General features: G+C 58.5%; 16 protein-coding genes and 1 tRNA gene. 6 read left to right on the top strand and 11 right to left on the bottom strand.

Translation table 11 applies throughout. The features are described 5' to 3' along the window. Positions 1–25 precede the first annotated feature (25 nt). Positions 26–1,471 carry an NAD(P)-dependent oxidoreductase gene (locus ACN0VH_RS07905; RefSeq protein ID WP_417700224.1) on the bottom strand — a complete coding sequence of 482 codons (1,446 nt, stop codon included), beginning with the start codon at positions 1,469–1,471 and terminating at the stop codon, positions 26–28. 291 nt (positions 1,472–1,762) lie between these two features. Here ACN0VH_RS07905 and ACN0VH_RS07900 point away from each other — a divergent pair, with 291 nt between their 5' ends. Continuing rightward, the gene (locus ACN0VH_RS07900) at positions 1,763–2,569 is read left to right on the top strand and encodes an undecaprenyl-diphosphate phosphatase (protein ID WP_417700223.1); all 807 of its coding nucleotides are present in this window, start codon (positions 1,763–1,765) and stop codon (positions 2,567–2,569) included. Positions 2,570–2,647: 78 nt separating this feature from the next. Here the strand turns inward: ACN0VH_RS07900 and ACN0VH_RS07895 are convergent, their stop codons facing one another. Then, positions 2,648–3,637, bottom strand: a complete 990-nt coding sequence (locus tag ACN0VH_RS07895; RefSeq protein ID WP_417700221.1) for a complex I NDUFA9 subunit family protein — start codon at positions 3,635–3,637, stop codon at positions 2,648–2,650. Positions 3,638–3,923: 286 nt separating this feature from the next. Between ACN0VH_RS07895 and ACN0VH_RS07890 the strand changes: the two genes are divergently transcribed. Beyond that, positions 3,924–4,307 (top strand): globin, encoded by a 384-nt coding sequence (locus ACN0VH_RS07890; protein ID WP_278922074.1) that lies wholly within the window; start codon positions 3,924–3,926, stop codon positions 4,305–4,307. A gap of 118 nt (positions 4,308–4,425) precedes the next feature. Further along, a tRNA-Leu gene (locus ACN0VH_RS07885) sits at positions 4,426–4,512 on the top strand. Between the two features lie 510 nt (positions 4,513–5,022). On the opposite strand, the gene gyrB is transcribed toward ACN0VH_RS07885, so the two are convergent. The 8 genes from gyrB to mutM all read right to left on the bottom strand — a co-directional run bounded on the left by gyrB (position 5,023) and on the right by mutM (position 14,945). Next, on the bottom strand, positions 5,023–7,440 hold the full coding sequence (gyrB, locus tag ACN0VH_RS07880) for a DNA topoisomerase (ATP-hydrolyzing) subunit B (protein WP_278922075.1): 2,418 nt from the start codon (positions 7,438–7,440) through the stop codon (positions 5,023–5,025). Positions 7,441–7,585: 145 nt separating this feature from the next. Then, the gene (locus ACN0VH_RS07875; RefSeq protein ID WP_278922076.1) at positions 7,586–8,206 is read right to left on the bottom strand and encodes a LysE family translocator; all 621 of its coding nucleotides are present in this window, start codon (positions 8,204–8,206) and stop codon (positions 7,586–7,588) included. Further along, complete coding sequence (recF, locus tag ACN0VH_RS07870; RefSeq protein ID WP_417700219.1) at positions 8,203–9,300, bottom strand: DNA replication/repair protein RecF; 1,098 nt, start codon at positions 9,298–9,300, stop codon at positions 8,203–8,205. The genes ACN0VH_RS07875 and recF overlap by 4 nt, the downstream gene beginning before the upstream one ends. A gap of 46 nt (positions 9,301–9,346) precedes the next feature. Beyond that, positions 9,347–10,468 (bottom strand): DNA polymerase III subunit beta, encoded by a 1,122-nt coding sequence (gene dnaN, locus ACN0VH_RS07865; RefSeq protein ID WP_417700217.1) that lies wholly within the window; start codon positions 10,466–10,468, stop codon positions 9,347–9,349. 230 nt (positions 10,469–10,698) lie between these two features. After that, positions 10,699–12,150, bottom strand: coding sequence for a chromosomal replication initiator protein DnaA (dnaA, locus tag ACN0VH_RS07860; protein ID WP_278922079.1), 1,452 nt, complete (start codon positions 12,148–12,150; stop codon positions 10,699–10,701). A gap of 559 nt (positions 12,151–12,709) precedes the next feature. After that, positions 12,710–12,973 carry a 30S ribosomal protein S20 gene (gene rpsT, locus ACN0VH_RS07855; protein WP_232401537.1) on the bottom strand — a complete coding sequence of 88 codons (264 nt, stop codon included), beginning with the start codon at positions 12,971–12,973 and terminating at the stop codon, positions 12,710–12,712. Positions 12,974–13,253: 280 nt separating this feature from the next. Beyond that, positions 13,254–14,030, bottom strand: a complete 777-nt coding sequence (gene acuK, locus ACN0VH_RS07850; protein WP_278922080.1) for an acryloyl-CoA hydratase — start codon at positions 14,028–14,030, stop codon at positions 13,254–13,256. Positions 14,031–14,093: 63 nt separating this feature from the next. Next, on the bottom strand, positions 14,094–14,945 hold the full coding sequence (gene mutM, locus ACN0VH_RS07845; RefSeq protein ID WP_278922081.1) for a bifunctional DNA-formamidopyrimidine glycosylase/DNA-(apurinic or apyrimidinic site) lyase: 852 nt from the start codon (positions 14,943–14,945) through the stop codon (positions 14,094–14,096). A gap of 96 nt (positions 14,946–15,041) precedes the next feature. Between mutM and ubiE the strand changes: the two genes are divergently transcribed. Then, entirely contained in the window at positions 15,042–15,794 is a 753-nt protein-coding gene (ubiE, locus tag ACN0VH_RS07840) for a bifunctional demethylmenaquinone methyltransferase/2-methoxy-6-polyprenyl-1,4-benzoquinol methylase UbiE (RefSeq protein WP_278922082.1), read from the top strand. Positions 15,795–15,797: 3 nt separating this feature from the next. Further along, a complete protein-coding gene (gene ubiB / locus ACN0VH_RS07835) occupies positions 15,798–17,327 on the top strand; it encodes a 2-polyprenylphenol 6-hydroxylase (protein WP_278922083.1) in 1,530 nt (509 codons plus the stop codon). Positions 17,328–17,436: 109 nt separating this feature from the next. Here the strand turns inward: ubiB and ACN0VH_RS07830 are convergent, their stop codons facing one another. Then, positions 17,437–18,612, bottom strand: coding sequence for an acetyl-CoA C-acyltransferase family protein (locus tag ACN0VH_RS07830; RefSeq protein ID WP_417700213.1), 1,176 nt, complete (start codon positions 18,610–18,612; stop codon positions 17,437–17,439). Positions 18,613–18,736: 124 nt separating this feature from the next. On the opposite strand from ACN0VH_RS07830, the gene ACN0VH_RS07825 reads away from it, so the two are divergent. Beyond that, positions 18,737–19,303 (top strand): helix-turn-helix domain-containing protein, encoded by a 567-nt coding sequence (locus ACN0VH_RS07825; RefSeq protein WP_278922085.1) that lies wholly within the window; start codon positions 18,737–18,739, stop codon positions 19,301–19,303. The last annotated feature ends 25 nt before the right edge of the window (positions 19,304–19,328 follow it).

Below are 19,328 nucleotides of genomic sequence, written 5' to 3'. Positions count from 1 at the left end.
GGCTCCCTTGCGGTGGCTTTTGTGACTACTCGGCTGCGACCGAAGCAGCAGCACTGTTAAAACGCGCAACCAGCGCATCGGCGCAGTCGCGGCCATCCTTGATAGCCCAGACCACCAGCGAGGCACCGCGCACGATGTCGCCAATGGCATAGACGCCATCCAGATCGGTCGCGCCGGTACGGAACGCCGCCTTGATGGTGCCCCAGCGGGTCACCGGCAGATCGGGCTGATCCCACAGGGTTGGCAGCGCTTCCGGCTCAAAGCCCAGCGCCTTGATCACCAGATCGGCCTCTTCCACATAATCGGCACCCTCGATCACCTCGGGGGCCTGACGTCCGGTTGCATCGGGCTGGCCCAGGCGCATTTTTTGCACCATGACGCCGGAAACCTTGCCGCCTGCATCCGCAAAGCCTTTGGGCGCGGTCAGCCATTCAAACTGCACGCCTTCCTCTTCGGCGTTCTGGGTTTCACGCTGCGAGCCGGGCATATTGGCGCGGTCGCGGCGGTACAGACATTTGACCGAGGTCGCCCCCTGCCGGATCGAGGTGCGCAGGCAATCCATCGCGGTATCGCCACCGCCAATCACCACAACCTTCTTGCCGGCCGCATTCAGGGTGCCGTTTTCAAAATCTTCCACCGTGTCGCCAAAGTTCGACGCGCGGTTGGCAGCTGTAAGGAAATCGATCGCCTTGACGATACCAGTTGCACCAGAGCCGGGCATTTCCAGATCGCGCGATTTATAGACGCCGGTAGCGATGATCACCGCGTCATGCTTGGCGCGGATCTCATCAAAACTGATGTCTTCGCCAATATTGCAATTCATCACAAAGGTGACGCCACCATCAGCCAAAAGCTGGTTGCGACGCATCACCACGTCTTTTTCCAGCTTGAAACCGGGAATACCATAGGTGAGCAATCCCCCCGCCCGGTCATAGCGATCATAGACCGTGACCTGAATGCCCGCACGGCGCAGCATATCCGCCGCCGCCAGCCCGCCAGGGCCCGCGCCGATGATACCAACGCTTTCGCCGCGTTCCTGTGCCGGGACAATCGGTTTGACCCAGCCCTTATCCCAGGCGGTATCGGTGATGTATTTTTCGACAGCCCCAATGGTGACGGTGCCATGGCCCGACTGTTCAATCACGCAGTTGCCTTCACACAGGCGATCCTGCGGGCAGATGCGGCCGCAGATTTCGGGGAAAGTATTGGTGGCCTGGGAAGTCTGATAGGCCTCTTGCAGGCGGCCAGTCGCCGTCAGATGCAGCCAGTCGGGGATGTTGTTGTGCAGCGGGCAGTGGGACTGGCAATAGGGCACGCCACATTGGCTGCAGCGGCTGGCCTGCTCTTCGGCCTTGGCCGCAGCGTATTCCGCATAGATTTCGTCAAAGTCTTCCCGCCGGGTATCAGCGGCGCGCTTTTGCGGCATATCGCGTGCGATCTTCACGAATTTGAGCATCGGTTGCTTGGCCATGGGCGAACTCCCTAGTTTGGCTGGCTGCGACAGGTCCGGTCTGGAGCGCTGCGAGATTAGGTAAACATTGCTGACCCAAATTGAGCAGCTTCAGCCCGTGATACTGATTTCTGCAGAATTGTACAGGAATTTTGGGGCCACATCGGACCTAAAACCGCCCTTCCCTATCTAGCTGCAGGATTTATACAAGACGCATTGTTTTCACCCCCTGACATCCCACCAGACACTGGGCCAGCCACCAGGGAAAATACCGCGCCAAAGTGCCGTGACATCTCTTTTCAGGACCCCATTATGCCACTACTGCAACTTATTCTTGTCGCGCTGATCCAGGGAATAACTGAATTTCTGCCTGTTTCCTCTTCTGGGCATCTGATTCTCCTGCCGGGCCTGACCGGATACGCCGATCAGGGGCAGGTGATCGATGTGGCGGTGCATGTTGGCACCCTTGCAGCGGTCGTGATCTACTTCTGGCAGGATGTCCGCATCGGGCTGATCGGACTTGTCCGACTGGCGCGGGGCCGGGCAGACACCCCCGGAGCGCGGCTGGCGCTGGGGCTGATCGTCGCCACCATCCCCACGGTGCTGTTTGGGGCCTTTCTGCATTTCACCCATCTTAGTGATGCACTGCGCACACCAGCGGTGATTGGCTGGACCATGCTGATCTTTGGCATCGTCCTCTATGTGGCGGATCAAAAAGGCGACACCCAAAAACAGGCCAGTGACTGGGGGCTGCGCGATGCGCTGATCATGGGGCTCTGGCAGATGATCGCCCTGATCCCGGGCACCTCACGGTCTGGCATCACAATCACCGGGGCACGGCAATTGGGATATAACCGCGAAGATGGCGCCCGGATCGCCATGCTGATGTCTATCCCGACCATCATCGCCTCGGGGCTGCTGCTTGGAACCGAGGTCGCGCTAGAGGCAAATATGGCTCTGCTCCGCGACGCAGCCCTTGCCGCCCTGCTGGCGCTGTTCTCTGCCCTCGCAGCGCTGAGCCTGATGATGCGGCTGCTGCGCTCGGTCAGCTTTACGCCCTATGTGATCTATCGGGTACTTCTGGGCCTTGCCTTGCTGTGCTATGCCTACGGCGCCTGACCTCCGCACCGCACAAAAAGAAAGGGGCGCCGGATCTCTCCGCGCCCCATCCTGATCTATCGCCGAACAGGCCAGACCTCAGGCATCGCCCTTGAGATTGCGCGCCGAGGCGGTCATCTCGTCATACTGGCCAGAGGGGCGGAATTTCCACAAATAGCTTGGCAGAATCGGGCCGAGCATTTCCGGGGTGATGCCAAGATCCGCAAAGCCAAGCGCGCCGTCAGAAACCACATTGTCCCGGCCCAGGTTTTTCAGCTGGTCGCGGGTCAGCACCTTGTTTTCGATCAGTTGCAGACTGATGGTCTGCAGCATGTCAAACCCAAAAGCGATGGGCCAAGCCGCAAAGCCCGGCAACGACAGCACCAAGCGGCGGCGCAGGATGACATCGCACATCTGTTTCATCAGGTCCGCAAAGCTCTTCACCTCGGGGCCGCCCAATTCATAGATGCCGGGCTTGGCTTCGCCCAGAACACCCTTGACCGCAGCACGGGCCACATCATCGACATAGACCGGCTGGAACAATGTCTTGCCCTTGGCAATCGGCAGCACTGGCGACAGGCTGGCCATGCCGGCAAACCGATTGAAGAACTGATCTTCAGCGCCAAAAATAACAGAAGGACGCAGAATCACCGCATCCGGGAAAGCCGCAAGAACGGCCGCTTCGCCCTCTGCCTTGGTCCGGGCATATTCGCTGGCCCCCTGGGGGTCTGCACCAAGCGCCGAAATATGCACCAACTGGCCAATGCCCTGGCTTTGGGCGATCTGTGCCACCCGCGCCGCGCCTTCGGCCTGGACTGCGGAAAACGTATTCTTGCCATGCGCGTTCAGCACGCCAACGCAGTTCACCACCGCATCCGCGCCCTGCATCGCCGCCGCAACCGAGCCCGCATCGCGGATATTGCACAGAACTGGCTCGACCTGACCTGGCACACCATAGGGCTTTACATGCATGGCCTCGTTGGGTCTGCGAACCGCAACCCGCACCCGCCAGCCCTCTTTTGCCATGCGCCGTGCGATGTAGCGGCCGACAAAACCAGACCCGCCATAAATCGTGACCAGTTTGGACATCTCTTGGCTCCTGAAATAGCTATGCCCCCGATCTACCGCTCCTTCGCCTTTCAAACAAGGCGCAAAACATACCGGCCGCGGCACAATGGCCGCAGATTCTGCATTTGCCCGCTACGCAGGCTGCCAAGCTTTCAGTTGCTTCACGTTCCGTTCAGCACTACCAATTTTGGCTAAGTAAATGTCAGCTAATGCATTATAAAGATGCAATAAATAATCATATTTAACGAGGCCGACACGCGTTTAGTAGAGAGGCATGAAAATGGTAGCCATTCCTGGAAGATCCCAAGTGCGCAATAGCCTTGAAAGCGACCGGATGAACCTGGAGAGCTTTATCACGGAATTTTACCGCATCTTCTTTGACCTCTCGCCGCAGGTCAGGCCACTTTTCCCAACTGATACCGCGCGGCTCGAGGCAAAGATGATGGGCACCCTAACCCATCTGGCCGAGGCCCTGGACAGCAACACCCGGCTAGATGCGATCCTCCGCAAGCTCGGCGACAAGCATCGCGGCATGCTGATCTCTGATGCCCATTTCGAGAGTTTCATCGAGAGCTTCATCACTGCGCTTTCCAGAACACTTGGCCCGGAATGGAACACAGAGAGCCAGCAGGCCTGGGACAAATTCCTGCGTTTTGTGGCCAAAAGAATGAACTATACGGCTGAAGCTTAACCCCCCATCACAACACACAGGCCGCGCCGCCTGACCCGACAAAAAATAGTTTTGCAAAAACTGAAAAATCTATTTGACGCCCCTCTCGCAGGGGCCTATACGCCCCTTCACGACACCTGCCCAGGTGGCGGAATTGGTAGACGCGCTAGCTTCAGGTGCTAGTATTGGCAACGATGTGGAGGTTCGAGTCCTCTCCTGGGCACCACCTTACAATCCGATCCGGACAGGCACTGTACACCTTGAACGGAAAGGTTGTTTTAGGTTTACCCCCCTTCCGACGGACTAAGTGCAAGAGGGTGAGAAACCCAACCGAACACTGCCCTATTGGACGCCCAATCCCCCTTTTTCCATATACCCTAAGGGTTTGAGAGAACGCGCATGGAAATTGCGAACGCAGTTCGATCCGGCACGTCAGATCTCAAGATTTCATCGAATTGTTCGTCAACTTTCCCCCTGGCAATCGATTTCTCTTTTGCCCCTACCGGTATCTGCATATCCCGCTGAACCGGGAAGGCTGGAAAGTAACCTGAAAGACACGCTGCCGATCTACCGCAAATAGGGCCTGACGATGCGCAAACGCGGTGGCCGCATGCTTACGATTGGCACCCATGCGCCGATGGCAAATCTGCAAGGCACGAACCCATGATGGGCGCTGGACTTCCCGCGGCGCGAAAAATATGCGCGCCGCGAAAAATACGGGTTCATCTACAGGCGATTAGAAATCCAGATTTTCGACGCTCAGCGCGTTTTTCTGGATGAACTCTCTGCGGGGTTCCACCACATCGCCCATCAGTTTGGTAAAGAGATCATCCGCCCCGACCAAATCATCGACACGCACCTGCAACAGGGTACGCGCGTCAGGGTCCAGCGTGGTTTCCCACAGCTGGTCAGGGTTCATCTCTCCCAATCCTTTGTAGCGCTGCAGAGACAGGCCCTTTTCGCCCTCTTCCATGATCGCCTTCAGCAGCTCAAGCGGGCCGTGAATGGCCTGCGTCCGGTCGCGGCGGGCCAGCTGTGCCGAGGTGTTGTAGACCTCTTGCAGGCTCTTGGTGAAACTGCCGGTTTTGCGGGCCTCGCCCGAGCGCAGCATTGGCCCGTCCAGGGTGCGCACTTCCTCGACGCCACGCAGGATGCGGGCCAGACGAATCCCATGATCCTGGGTGATCCGACCATGCCAGCCTTTTTCATATTCCAGCGCAATCAGATCAAGCCGGGCCGCGACCTTGTCGGCCACCCCTTGCAGATCTGAATCAACCGCACCAGGAACAAAGGCCCCGGAAACAGCGGCCTGTTCCAGAATGTGCCGTGGGTAATGGGTTGGGAAGGCATCAAGCACCCGCTTCAACTGGCGCGCCTCATCTACGACGCGGACCAGATCCTGCCCGACAAGCTCTTCACCAGTGCCCAGCTTCAGGGTGGCACCGTCGACCCCCTGCTGGATCAGGTAATCGTCCATTTCGGCTTGGTCTTTCAGATAGACTTCCGATTTGCCGCGCGCCACTTTGTACAGCGGCGGCTGGGCGATATAGAGATACCCGCCTTCGATCAGCTCGGGCATTTGCCGGTAAAAGAAGGTCAGCAGCAGGGTGCGGATATGGGCACCGTCGACATCCGCATCGGTCATGATGACGATCTTGTGGTAGCGCAGTTTACTGATGTCAAATTCATCGCGGCCAATGCCGGTACCCAGCGCCATCACCATATTACCGATTTCCTGGCTGCCCAGCATCCGGTCAAAACGCGCCCGCTCGACATTCAGGATCTTACCCTTCAGCGGCAAGATAGCCTGGGTTTTCCGGTCACGGCCCGTCTGGGCAGAGCCGCCGGCAGAGTCACCCTCCACCAGGAATATTTCAGTGTTTACAGGGTCTTTGTCCGAACAATCCTTGAGTTTTGAGCTCAGGAAATTCAGATCCATCGGGTTTTTGCGCCGCGTCAGTTCACGCGCCTTGCGCGCAGCCTCGCGGGCAAGGGCAGCCTCCACCACCTTGCCGACGATCTGCTTGGCCTCGGCGGGGTTTTCCTCAAACCATTCCGCCAGCTTTTCGTTCACCAGGCTTTCCACCACCGGGCGCACTTCGGACGAAACCAGCTTATCCTTGGTCTGGCTAGAGAATTTGGGATCCGGTACCTTTACCGACAGGACACAGGTCAGACCTTCGCGGGCATCATCGCCGGTAAAAGTGACCTTTTCTTTCTTGGCGATACCGCTGGACTGGGCATAGTTGTTGATGGTGCGAGTCAGCGCGCCACGAAAGCCCGCCAAATGGGTGCCACCGTCGCGCTGGGGGATGTTGTTGGTAAAGGGCAGCACCGCTTCGTGGTAGCTGTCATTCCACCACATCGCCACTTCGACAACGATGTCGTCTTTTTCACCGATGATATAGACTGGCGTATCCATCACCGGGGTTTTCGACCGATCAAGGTACTTCACGAATTCCTTGACGCCACCTTCATAGCAAAGCTCGGTCTCAAGCCGTTCTGCCGGGCGCTCATCAATCAGGATGATCTTGACGCCCGAATTCAGAAAGGCCAGTTCCCGCAGTCGCTTTTCCAGCGTTTCAAAGACGTAATCCAGATTGGAAAATGTATCGGTCGAGGCCATGAAGCGGACCTCGGTGCCGGTGCGATCGCCGCAGTCACCCACCACCTTCAGGTGTTCAGCGGTATCGCCGCGTTCAAACCGCGCGACATGTTCCTTGCCTTCCCGCCAGATCCGCAGCTCCAGCCAATCGCTCAGCGCGTTCACAACCGAAACGCCAACCCCGTGCAGACCGCCGGAGACCTTATAAGAGTTGCTGTCGAATTTGCCGCCCGCATGCAGCTGGGTCATGATGACCTCGGCCGCCGAGACGCCCTCTTCTTCGTGGATGCCAACCGGAATCCCGCGACCATTATCGCTGACCGAGACACTGGAATCAGCGTGAATTTTGACGGTTACCGCATCAGCATGACCGGCCAAGGCCTCATCAATACCGTTGTCCACCACCTCATAGACCATATGGTGCAAACCAGAGCCATCATCCGTGTCCCCGATATACATCCCAGGACGCTTGCGAACCGCCTCTAACCCTTTGAGAACCTTGATGGAATCTGCGCCATAGTCGGCCGGGTTCTGTTCGATATCAGACATTCGCGATTTCCTGTTTTATCTTTGGGATTTTATACCCAACCGCGCCCCTATTGTCACCCACAGAGCCCGGTTTTTATTGATCGTGAGCAGGGGCGTAGAACAACAGCGCGCCGCGCCTGTCAGCCGCGTCCGGGCTGGGTTGTGATCAGGTGAAGGGCAACAGCAGCCCCACGGCGATCAACAGGCCGCCCGACACCCTATTCATTCGCCGCAGCGCCCGGTCAGAAGCAAGCACCACCCGCAGACGATGCACCATCGCCGCCATGCTCAGGTTTCCCAGCAAGGGCACTGCAAAGGACAGGCAGGCAATCACAGCGACATCCAGCAGGGTGGTCGCACCAAGGTCAAAGAATCCCGGCAATAGCCCCATGTAGAACAATACTGCCTTGGGGTTGCCAAGGATCACCGCCAGCCCAGCAACAAAGCCAGCCCAGAGACCGGGGCGGGTCAGGGCGCGGTTTTCGCTCAGCTTGCGGTTCGCGTGGCGCAACACCAGTACACCCATCACGACGAACATCACACAGGCCCCCCAGCGCAATACAAGCATCACCTCTGCAAGGCTTGCCGCCAGCCAAGACATGCCGCCGATCGCTACCAACGACCAGAAGACATCGCCGCAGGCCACCCCAAGCGCCAACGGCCAGGCGGCATGAAACCCGCCAGACACCGACCGGGCCATCACTGCCAGCCAGACCGGCCCCGGCGTCAGAAACAACACAAACAGCGCCCCGGCATAGAGCAGCAGATCCCAGATCGACAAGCTCACGACTGCAACAGCCCCGAACCGCCTGCGGTCTCTGTCACCGCAATCCGCTGGGCGCGCCCGCCCAGCTCGGCAAAGAGCTCGGGCCCGGTGCCCGTCATCCAGGCCTGAGTGCCCAGGGCGCAAATCTCATCATAAAGGGCCGCCCGGCGCGCCGCATCCAGATGGGCGGCAACCTCATCCAGCAACAGGATGGGCGGCGCCCCCTCTGCAGCCGACAGCGCCCGGGCATTGGCCAGGATCAGCGAAACCAAAAGCGCCTTTTGTTCTCCGGTCGAACAGTCCTTGGCGGCAATCCCCTTGCGGGCATAGGTGCCGATCAGATCGCTGCGATGCGGGCCAACCAACGTGCGCCCCACGGCCATGTCGCGCAGCCGCCCATCGGCAAGGGCAGCCGCCAGATCCGCCTCGCTCTCGGGCATCTCGCCCTCGGATTGGATCAGTTGCAGATCGGCGGTGGGAAACTGCGTCTCGGTATTGGTCTGCGCTGCGGCAAGCCGCGTCAGGGACTGACAGCGCACCTGATGAATGCGATGCCCGGCAGCGGCCATCTGCGCCTCAAGCACCCGGTACCAGGCCGCATCGCGGATCTGTTCCTTCAGCAATTTATTGCGTTCGCGCATGGCTTTTTCATAGGCAAGTGTTGCCTCGGCGTGGTCGGGATCAAAGCTCAGCGCGATCCGATCCAGGAAACGGCGGCGGCCTTCGGCAGCCTCAACCCAGAGCCGATCCATCACCGGCACCAGCCAGACGACCCGGCAAATCTGCCCCAGCGCAATTTGATTGGAGGCCTTGTTGTCGATCCGCACCTGCCGCGCCGCGCCCGCCTCTGACCATGTTTCAACCTCATAGGCCTGTTCGGGCGCCTGTAGTACCGCCTTGAGCTTCCAGCCAGGGGCATCGGGGCGGCGCACCATCTCGGCTGCACTGGCCCGGCGCAATCCGCGCCCCGGTGAAAACAGCGAAACTGCCTCCAGAATATTGGTCTTGCCCGCACCATTGTTGCCATGGATGGCCACGGGGCGGCCATCCAGATGCAAATCCGCCCGCAGATGCGAGCGAAAATGAGACAGAGTCAATTCAGTTAAGGCCAACATGACTGGGCGCGCCTTTTGCTACACGGGCGCAGCTGTACACTACCGATTATACGCGCATCGGCATAACAACATAGACGGCGCTTTCGTCGCTGCCTTCGCGCATCAGGGTCGGATCCCCGGAAGAGTTGAACATGAAGACCGCATTTTCGCGATCAACCTGATTGGCGATTTCCAGCAGGTATTTGGCGTTAAAGCCAATTTCCAGACGTTCGTCATTATAGGCCACCGCCAGCTCTTCCTCGGCGGCACCGCTATCAGGCGCATTGACAGAAAGCACAAGCCGGTCTTCGTCCAGCTGCAGTTTCACCGCGCGCGACCGCTCAGAGGACACGGTGGCAACCCGATCCACAGCGCGGGCAAATTCAGCCGCGTCCACCTCCAGGCGGCGGGTATTGCCGGCTGGAATCACGCGGGTGTAATCGGGGAAAGTGCCATCAATGACCTTGGAGGTCAGGGTCAGGTTGGGCGTGGCAAAGCGCACCTTGGTTTCTGACACCGAGACGGCGATATCCATCTCATCGTCATCCAGCAGCTTGCGCAGCTCCCCGACGGTTTTGCGCGGCACGATCACGCCGGGCATGTCCTCGGCGCCCATCGGCAGGGCAGCATCAATTCGCGCCAGACGGTGGCCATCGGTGGCGACACAGCGCAAGACCTTGCCACCCTCAGCAGCATCCGAAACATGCATATAGACCCCATTGAGGTAATAGCGGGTTTCCTCGGTCGAGATAGCAAATTTCGATTTATCAAAGAGACGGCGCAGCATGGCCGCATTGGCGGTAAAGTTCGAATGATATTCCGAACTGGCCATCACAGGGAAATCTTCGCGCGGCAGGGTTGCCAGCGAAAAGTTGGAACGCCCGGCTTCGACGGTCAGTCGGCCAGTTGCCGCATCCGCCGTCAGCGTCACCAGGGCACCATCGGGCAGCTTGCGCACGATTTCATGCAGGGTGGTGGCGGCCACGGTGGTGGCACCTGCCCGTTCGACCTGCGCCGGTGCCTTGTCGACCACCTCGATATCAAGGTCGGTGGCGCGGAACTGCGCAACATCGCCCTCGGCTTCGATCAGAACATTGGCCAGGATCGGAATGGTATTGCGCCGCTCAACCACCGACTGGGCCTGTGCAACGGCCTTCAGGAGTGTGCCACGTTCAATGCTGATCTTCATGTCGCTTTCCTTTTCGTCGCGCCGCTGCGCTGTCGCCCAGGCATGTCAATGCAATGTCCGGGATAGGCAAAGTAGCGGTTTACCCCTCATGCACAAGGCTTTTATGAAGTTTTCCAAGGGAAAATCAACAGCGTCAAGGGGGCAAGCCCAAGTGCCGCCCCAAGTGCTGCAATAAAAACGGCCCCGGAAAACCGGAGCCGTGTATTTTTGCAGGTTTGCACCCACAGGCTTTAGGATTCGAGCGACCGGCGCAGCATTTCCACGTCTTCCGCGATCTGACCATCGGTGGACTTCAACTCTTCGATGCGGCGCACCCCGTGCATCACCGTGGTATGATCACGACCACCAAAGCGGCGACCAATTTCCGGCAGGCTGCGGCTGGTCAGTTTCTTGCACAGATACATCGCCACCTGACGCGGCCGCGCATAGGAGCGCAGGCGCTTGGGACCAATGATATCAGACATCCGAATATTGTAATATTCCGAAACCTTGCGCTGAATTTCCTCAACCGTGATCTTGCGCTCTGAGGCGCGCAGAACATCGGCCAGACAGTCCTGGGTCAGATCCATGTCGATCTCGCGTCCGACCAGGGAGGCAAAGGCAAACAGCCGGGTCAATGCGCCCTCGAGCACCCGCACATTGGTAGAAATCCGATGCGCCAGGAACTCCAGCACGCCATCGGCGATCTGCAGGTCGGGATAGGTCTTTTGCTGCAGCTGAACCTTGGTCTGCAGAATGCCCAGACGCAGTTCATAATCCGTAGGATGCAGATCCACCACCAGGCCACATTGCAGGCGCGATTTCACCCGATCTTCCAGATCCTTGATTTCACCCGGTGCCCGGTCGGCAGAGATGATGATCTGCTTATTCTGGTCCACCAAAGCGTTGAATGTATGGAAAAACTCTTCCTGAGTGGAATCCTTTCCGGCGATGAATTGCACATCATCCACCATCAAAACATCAACCGAGCGGAACAGATGTTTGAAATCCATCATCTTGCGCTCGCGCAGGGCCTGCACAAAACGATACATGAACTGTTCCGCCGACAGATACAGCACGTTCAAACCGGGGTTCTGGGCCGATATTTCCCAGGCGATCGCATGCATCAGGTGGGTTTTACCCAGGCCAACGCCACCATAAAGCACCAGCGGATTAAAGGTCACCGGACCGCCCTCGGCCACGCGGCGCGCGGCGGCATGGGCCAGCTCGTTTGGCTTGCCGACAACAAAGTTGTCAAAGGTAAAGCGCGGATCCAACGGTGCGGCCTGCAGGGTCTCCATCGGGGCCGCTGCTGTGGCCTTGCTCGACAGCGACGCGCCTGAAGTGACCGATCGTGCCGGGGCTTCATCCTGATTCTGCTGGGGCTGGCTGCCGCCTGCCTGCATTTCAGCGAAGGGTTCGCTGGGCTGTTCAACCTGGCGCACCGGACGCGCAGGCGAATTGGCGGCGACCCGAAAGGCCAGACGCTGCACCGACACACCCGAAAGGCTGAATTCATGCAAGATCAGATCTGCAAAATTCTGGCTGACATAGTTGCCCATGAAATTGGTCGGTACGTGAAACACCGCGACGCCATCATCGACCGAATTGAACTCCAGCGGTTCAATCCAGGTGGTAAAGTTGTTCTGCCCAACCGTCTTTAATAGACGTGTCCTGAGCTGTCCCCATTTTTCTTCCGTCATCCTGCGCCTCATGCATCCCCGAACAAGCAGCCGTCCGCTTCATCTTCGCCTAATATTTTGTCACGCTCCGAACCGGAGCCACGTCTCACCCACATATACACACAAACTGCGTTTACGGTCAGGCACCCTGACCGCATTCCCTTACGGGGCAATCGATTATCCAACAAAGATCGCCAAACCTTGGCGCGCTTCAGAAGTGAAAACCGTTCTGCACACAAATGAGACAAGGCAGCTGACTAAAACTCAAATACAGCGGCATCGTGATCCCCCGAAAACCCTATTGGCCATCGGTGAACCCCATGCCGTTTGTAACCCTGATGCCCGTCAAGGTCACCGCGAGCAGCCTGTCCCCCAGCGAGTGAATCGCTGTACATGTGGTAGCAATTTGCGAGGGGGAGCGGCAACGAAACTCTGCGGTTGACTCATGCTTTGCCAAGAAAGAATCTCTCGCGGTTGCAGCAGTGCTTAGACAGATAAGGACAAATAAAAAAGACGCCGCAAAAATGCGACGCCTTCATTTTTTTCAAATTCTTGCTTGCGCGAAATTCCCGTCAGGGAATCATGCCAGCGCTTTGACCCGTGCGGTCAGACGCGACACTTTGCGCGATGCGGTGTTCTTGTGATAGACGCCTTTGGTGACGCCGCGCATCAGTTCAGGAGCGGCAAGACGCAGAGCAGCAGCGGCTTCGTCTTTGTTGCCAGCTTCGATGGCTTCTTCAACTTTACGCAGGAAAGTGCGGATGCGCGAACGGCGGGCCTTGTTGACTGCAAAACGCTTTTCGTTCTGACGCGCGCGCTTTTTAGCCTGAGGTGTATTTGCCATGTCTGATGACCTTCTCTTTGGGTTCGTATTTCAATGTCGGCGCAAGCCAGCCAAACCCGGATCGGATCATCGGAGTGATTCTAGCCAAGCGGGCTGCACGCGCATGTATGGGAGCGGTCCTTAAAGACATGTGGTGCAAGATGCAAGTCAATTACCAAAACCCGGTCTTTACAGGGCCACGCCCGCAGGCAATCCAGTAATGAGGCACTGTCTAGGCACCAAAAACAAAGGGGGGCCAACCCAATGGCTGCCCCCCCTAGCTGATGATCTATTGCAAAAGTTACTTGTCGCGGAACTGGGCTTCGCGCTTTTCCAGGAACGCGGCCATGCCTTCTTTCTGGTCTTCTGTTGCAAACATCGAATGAAACACCCGGCGTTCGAACAGCATACCTTCGCTCAGCGAAAGCTCATAGCTGCGGTTCACGGTTTCCTTGACGGCCTTGGCAGTCATCTGGGATTTTTCAGCGATCTTCTGCGCCGCGCCCATGGCCTCTTCAATAAGCTTTTTCGGCGGCACCACCCGCGACACCAGACCGGCACGCTCGGCTTCTTCGGCCCCCATGAAACGGCCCGTCAGGTTCATATCCATGGATTTCGATTTACCAACAAACCGGGTCAGACGCTGCGTGCCGCCAATACCGGCCACAACGCCCAGGTTGATTTCGGGCTGACCAAACTTGGCAGTTTCCGACGCGATGATGAAATCGCACAACATCGCCAGCTCACAACCGCCGCCCAGGGCATATCCCGCCACAGCTGCGATGATCGGCTTGCGAATGGCGCCAATGCGATCATTCACCTGGGCAAAGAGATTGCTGGAATACACCTGAGCAAAGTTCAGCTCTGCCATCTCTTTGATGTCCGCGCCGGCCGCAAAGGCCTTTTCCGAACCGGTCAGGACGATGCAGCGCACCTTGTCGCTGTCATCTGCTTCTTCCAGCGCAGCGCAAAGCTCACTCACAAGCGCAGCATTGAGCGCGTTCAACGCCTCGGGGCGATGCAGTTTGATAAGGCAAACGTGGTCCTGCACATCGACGTTGATCGTCTCATAGGCCATAATTGATGCTTTCGTTGTTCCGTTCAGAAACGAGTCATTACCACGAGAGATATCGCGTTCAAGCTATCTTTGACACTTGCCACAATAGAAGGTGGATCGCCCGGATTGGGTGATTCTCTCAATCTCCCCCCCACATCCCACCCTACGACAGGGGGCTGCTTCGCGACCATAGACATCAAAGCTATGTTGAAAATATCCAAGTTCTCCACTGGCTTGGCGGAAATCCTTTAGCGAAGATCCCCCGGCTTTGATCGCATCTTCCAGCACCTGCCGGATGATCGGAACCAGGCCGGCAACCCGCTCTGGTGCGATCTGGGCTGCCTTTTGTATGGGCGAAATCTGTGCACGAAAAAGAGCCTCACACACATAAATATTGCCCAGGCCCGCGATGATTCCCTGATCCAGCAGCGCCGATTTCACCGGTGTGTTCTTCGCCGCGAAGGCCGCAATCAGGTAATCTTCGTGGAAATCATTGCCCAGAGGTTCCGGCCCCAGCACCTTCAAAAGCTTATGTTCAGCCAACCCGCCCGTGTCGATCAGATCCATGGCACCAAATCGGCGCGGATCATTAAACGTAATCCGGGCACCGTTCTCCATGTCAAAGATCACATGATCATGTTTTTCCGCCTGTGGATGATCATGCGCAAACTGGCCCAGGGGATCGCCCGAAACCGTCATCCGCCCCGACATGCCCAGATGCACCAGCAGGGTTTCGCCACGATCCAGCTCTGCCAGGATATATTTTGACCGCCGCCGCAGGGCCACGACCCGCGCGCCCGTTAGCCGCTCTGCCATGCGCTCGGGGAAGGGCCAGCGCAGATCCGGGCGGTTCACATGTGCCTGCGCAATCACTGCATCCTGCATAGAAGGCAGCAAACCCCGCATCACGGTCTCGACCTCGGGCAATTCAGGCATTACATCGCTCCCTAAACCTGTATGACATAAGGGCCGCATTGTGCCTGCCCTTCAAGGCCCTATAACTGGGGCGATCCTAATAAAACGGCAAGCCACATGAGCGATAGATCAGACAGCACCACCCATTTTGGCTTTGAAACCGTCCCAGAGCATGAAAAAGCAGGCCGGGTGCAGGGTGTGTTCAATTCCGTGGCCTCAAAATACGACATCATGAATGACGTGATGAGCATGGGAATCCACCGCATCTGGAAAGACGCCATGATGGATTGGCTGGCGCCGCGCCCAGGTCAGCGTCTGCTTGATGTGGCGGGTGGCACTGGTGATATCTCCTTTCGTTTCCTGAAACGCGCAGGTCATGGCCATTCTACCGTTCTGGACCTCACCGCACCAATGCTGATCGAGGGGCGCAAACGCGCCGAAGCCGAACAAATGGCCGACAGCCTTGACTGGGTCACCGGCGACGCCATGGCGCTGCCCTTCAAGGATAACACATTTGACGTCTACACCATCTCCTTTGGCATCCGGAACGTCACCCGCCCGCAAGAGGCCCTGAACGAAGCCTTTCGTGTACTGAAGCCCGGCGGTCGCCTGATGGTACTGGAATTCAGCCAGCTGCCCAATGATGGCATGCAAAAGCTCTATGATCTTTACAGTTTCAACGTCATCCCCCGCATGGGCAAGCTGATCGCTGGTGACTACGACAGCTACCAGTATCTGGTGGAATCAATTCGCAACTTCCCCGATCAGGATACCTTTCTGGAGATGGTGAAAACCGCAGGCTTTGCCAACGCCAAATACCGCAACCTGTCGCTGGGCATTGCCGCGCTGCACTCCGGCTGGAAAATCTAGAGAATGCGCGGCCCACACAACATTATCCGCCTGATCCGCACCGGTGCCACCTTCGAGCGCACCGGTGCAATGAATCTGGTACTTGACGCCTTTGAGGCCCCCAAACCGCTGCGCATCCTGGCGCGCACCCTGGGCTGGCCCTTCAAATGGCTCGGCTACAAGGGCGATCCCTCAATGCCGCCCGCCACCCGTGCGCTCACCGCGCTGGGGCCCGCCTATATCAAATTCGGCCAGGTGCTCTCGACCCGCCCCGACGTGGTTGGCGACGATCTGGCACAACAGCTGCGCGTGCTGCAGGATCAACTGCCCCCCTTTTCCCGCGCTGCCGCCATGGCCGAGGTAGAGAGCGCACTGGGCCGCCCCCTGGCCGAGATCTTCTCGGAATTCAGCGAACCCATCGCCGCAGCTTCGATCGCCCAGGTCCATCGCGCCCGCCTGACAGAGACCGGCGAAAATGTCGCGGTCAAGGTGTTGCGCCCCGGCATCGAACGTGCCTTCAACAGGGATGTCGACGCCTTCTACTTTGCCGCCCGCATCGTCGATCTCTTTGCCCCCGGCGCACGCCGCCTGCGCCCGATGGATGTGATCGAACATTTTGCCGGCGTCGTACAGGGAGAGCTAGACCTACGCCTCGAAAGCGCCGCCGCCTCGGAATTTGCCGCCAATACCGCCGAGGATGAAGGCTTTCAATTGCCGCGCATCCGCTGGGAAGCCTCGGCGCGCCGGGTAATGACGCTGGACTGGGCCGATGGCACCGCACTTGGCGACAATGCCGCCCTGGATGCAGCCGACCATGATCGCCAAGCCCTGGCCAAACGGGTGCTCACCCTGTTCCTGCAACACGCGCTGCGTGATGGCTTCTTCCATGCTGATATGCATCAGGGCAACCTCAAGGTCGCCGCCAACGGCAATATCATCGCCTATGATTTTGGCATCATGGGGCATATCGACGAATACACCCGCCGGGTCTACGCCGAAATCCTCTTTGGCTTTATCAAACGCGATTACCAACGCGTCGCCGAGGTCCATTTCGAAGCAGGTTATGTCCCGGCAAACCGCGATGTGGATGAATTCGCCCGCGCCATCCGCGCGGTCGGGGAACCCATCTTTGGCATGGACGCCAGCCATATCTCCATGGGCAGCCTGCTGAATTACCTGTTCGAGGTCACCGAACGCTTTGGCATGGAAACACGCACTGAACTCATCCTGCTCCAGCGCACCATGGTGGTGGTAGAAGGCGTCGCCCGCTCTCTCGACCCCAAGATCAACATCTGGGAAGTCGCGCAACCGGTGGTCGAAGACTACATCAAAAAGAGCATCGGACCGCGCGCCATGGCCTCTGACCTGATGAAAACCGCCAGGGTCATGGCCCGGTTTGGCCCCCGCCTGCCTGCCCTGATGGAACAGGCCCTCATTGCCCAATCCCAGGAACCCGGCGGCGATAAAAAGAACCGCACCTGGCACACCCCTGCCGCAGTTGGCGCGACCGCTGGGATCCTGCTCACCCTCCTCGTCAACCAGCTAATAAGCTGAACAAGAAAGGGCGCCGCAATCGCCGCGCCCCCTTCATCTTACCCAAAATACCTTGGGGTGAATGGCCCAAAGGGCCAGAGGGGCAAGGCCCCCCTACCACCTCTCATTTTCAAAGACGCTCGATCGCCAGGGCAATCCCCTGACCGCCACCAATACACATGGTGATCAAAGCCTTCGACCCACCAGTGCGCTCCAGTTCATATAGCGCTTTCAGGGTGATGATTGCGCCAGTGGCGCCAACAGGATGGCCCAACGCAATGGCGCCGCCATTGGGGTTCACCTTTGCCGGATCCAGCACCAGCTCCTTGTTCACCGCCAGCGCCTGCGAGGCAAAGGCCTCGTTGCTCTCGACAACATCGAAATCGCCCGCCTTCAGGCCGGTCTTGGCCAGCAGATTCTGCACCGCCGGAACCGGGCCAATGCCCATAACCTCTGGGCGCACCCCGGCATGGGCATAGCCCAGAATTCGTGCCTTGGGTTTCAGACCGGCCTTTTCGGCCGCCTCAGCCCGTGCCAACACCAGCGCCGCGGCGCCATCGTTGATGCCGCTGGCATTGCCGGCCGTGACGCGTCCGTCTTTTTGGAACACCGCCCGTAGCCCCGCCAGCGCCTCAAGCGAGGTTGCCTTGGGGTGCTCGTCCACCTCAAAGGGCACCATGTCGCGCTTGACCTTGACCTCGATCGGCGTGATCTGGCTGTTGAAATGGCCCGCAGCGATTGCGGCCGCCGCGCGGGTCTGGCTGGCGAGGGCAAATTCATCCATCTGTTCGCGGGTGATGTCATGCTCATCTGCAACGTTTTCTGCCGTCACCCCCATGTGGCCGGTGCCAAAGGGACAGTTCAGCGCGCCCAGCATCATATCAAGCGATTTGACATCACCCATCTTGGCGCCCCAGCGCTGCTGCTGCATGATAAAGGGGCTGCGCGACATGTTTTCCGCCCCCCCGGCCAGGGCGAATTCCGCATCCTTCAGCATCAGCGATTGAATGCCGGAAACCAGCGCCTGCGCGCCCGATCCGCACAGACGATTCACATTCATCGCCGGGGTGCCATGGGGCACGCCGGCCTGCATCGCGGCAACGCGACTCAGATACATATCGCGTGGTTCGGTATTGATCACATGACCAAAGACCACATGGCCAATCTGCGCGGGGTCGACGCCAGAGCGCTGCATCGCTGTTTTGGATACAGCCGCAGCCAGATCAATAGGGGCCGTATTGGCCAGCGCCCCGCCAAAGGTGCCAATTGCGGTGCGGGCACCATCCAGGATGACAATATCAGTCATGGTTTTTTTCTCCTCAAAGGTCTGTTGCGCCCATTATGCAGCCGCAGCATCGCCCTGTCTGCCCCCTTGATCTGTGAACGTCCCGTCATTGACAAAAGAGCGCAGACCCCGCAGGACATCTGTTATGACGGAACATACAGACGATATCCTGACCCTGCTGCCTGCCCGCCTGAAAGAGGCCCGCCGCGCCAAGGGGCTTTCGCTTGAGGCGGTGGCCAATCTCTCCGGCGTCAGCCGCTCGATGGTCAGCCAGATCGAACGTGGCGAAAGCAGCCCAACCATTGCCACACTGTGGAATCTGACCCGCGCCCTGCAGGTGGATTTTGCCGGCCTATTGGAAGCCGGCGACATGCAAGACCGGATCGAGGTGCTGCGCGCTGTCGATGTTCCGAAGATCGAAAACATCGGGGAAGGCTGCCGCATTCGCATCCTGTCCCCCCCGGAAGAGGCCGGCGGGCATGAGGTCTATGACATCCGCTTTGACAAGGGTGGCGCCCTCAACAGTGCCCCACACACCCGTGGCGCACTAGAACAGCTGACCGTGCTGGAAGGTGAAATCACAGTGACCTCTGGCAGCGCGTCAGACCATTTGCACGCAGGCGATACCGCCCGTTACGCAGGCGATGTGCCCCATGCAATCACCGCCCCTGATGGGCCCGCGCGGGTATTTCTGATTGTGAAAGATGCCTGATTTCAAATCCTGACAGGACGGTTTT

The organism is Pseudophaeobacter sp. (assembly GCF_048267565.1).
GTDB classification, from domain to species: domain Bacteria; phylum Pseudomonadota; class Alphaproteobacteria; order Rhodobacterales; family Rhodobacteraceae; genus Pseudophaeobacter; species Pseudophaeobacter profundi.
This window is presented reverse-complemented; position numbering and strand designations above follow the sequence as displayed.

Bases quoted from the DNA above. Each gene is read 5' to 3' on its own strand.
- ACN0VH_RS07905 (WP_417700224.1), bottom strand. From the start codon at position 1,471: ATGGCCAAGCAACCGATGCTCAAATTCGTGAAGATCGCACGCGATATG.
- ACN0VH_RS07900 (WP_417700223.1), top strand. From the start codon at position 1,763: ATGCCACTACTGCAACTTATTCTTGTCGCGCTGATCCAGGGAATAACT.
- ACN0VH_RS07895 (WP_417700221.1), bottom strand. From the start codon at position 3,637: ATGTCCAAACTGGTCACGATTTATGGCGGGTCTGGTTTTGTCGGCCGC.
- gyrB (WP_278922075.1), bottom strand. From the start codon at position 7,440: ATGTCTGATATCGAACAGAACCCGGCCGACTATGGCGCAGATTCCATC.
- recF (WP_417700219.1), bottom strand. From the start codon at position 9,300: ATGTTGGCCTTAACTGAATTGACTCTGTCTCATTTTCGCTCGCATCTG.
- dnaN (WP_417700217.1), bottom strand. From the start codon at position 10,468: ATGAAGATCAGCATTGAACGTGGCACACTCCTGAAGGCCGTTGCACAG.
- dnaA (WP_278922079.1), bottom strand. From the start codon at position 12,150: ATGACGGAAGAAAAATGGGGACAGCTCAGGACACGTCTATTAAAGACG.
- rpsT (WP_232401537.1), bottom strand. From the start codon at position 12,973: ATGGCAAATACACCTCAGGCTAAAAAGCGCGCGCGTCAGAACGAAAAG.
- acuK (WP_278922080.1), bottom strand. From the start codon at position 14,030: ATGGCCTATGAGACGATCAACGTCGATGTGCAGGACCACGTTTGCCTT.
- mutM (WP_278922081.1), bottom strand. From the start codon at position 14,945: ATGCCTGAATTGCCCGAGGTCGAGACCGTGATGCGGGGTTTGCTGCCT.
- ubiE (WP_278922082.1), top strand. From the start codon at position 15,042: ATGAGCGATAGATCAGACAGCACCACCCATTTTGGCTTTGAAACCGTC.
- ubiB (WP_278922083.1), top strand. From the start codon at position 15,798: ATGCGCGGCCCACACAACATTATCCGCCTGATCCGCACCGGTGCCACC.
- ACN0VH_RS07830 (WP_417700213.1), bottom strand. From the start codon at position 18,612: ATGACTGATATTGTCATCCTGGATGGTGCCCGCACCGCAATTGGCACC.
- ACN0VH_RS07825 (WP_278922085.1), top strand. From the start codon at position 18,737: ATGACGGAACATACAGACGATATCCTGACCCTGCTGCCTGCCCGCCTG.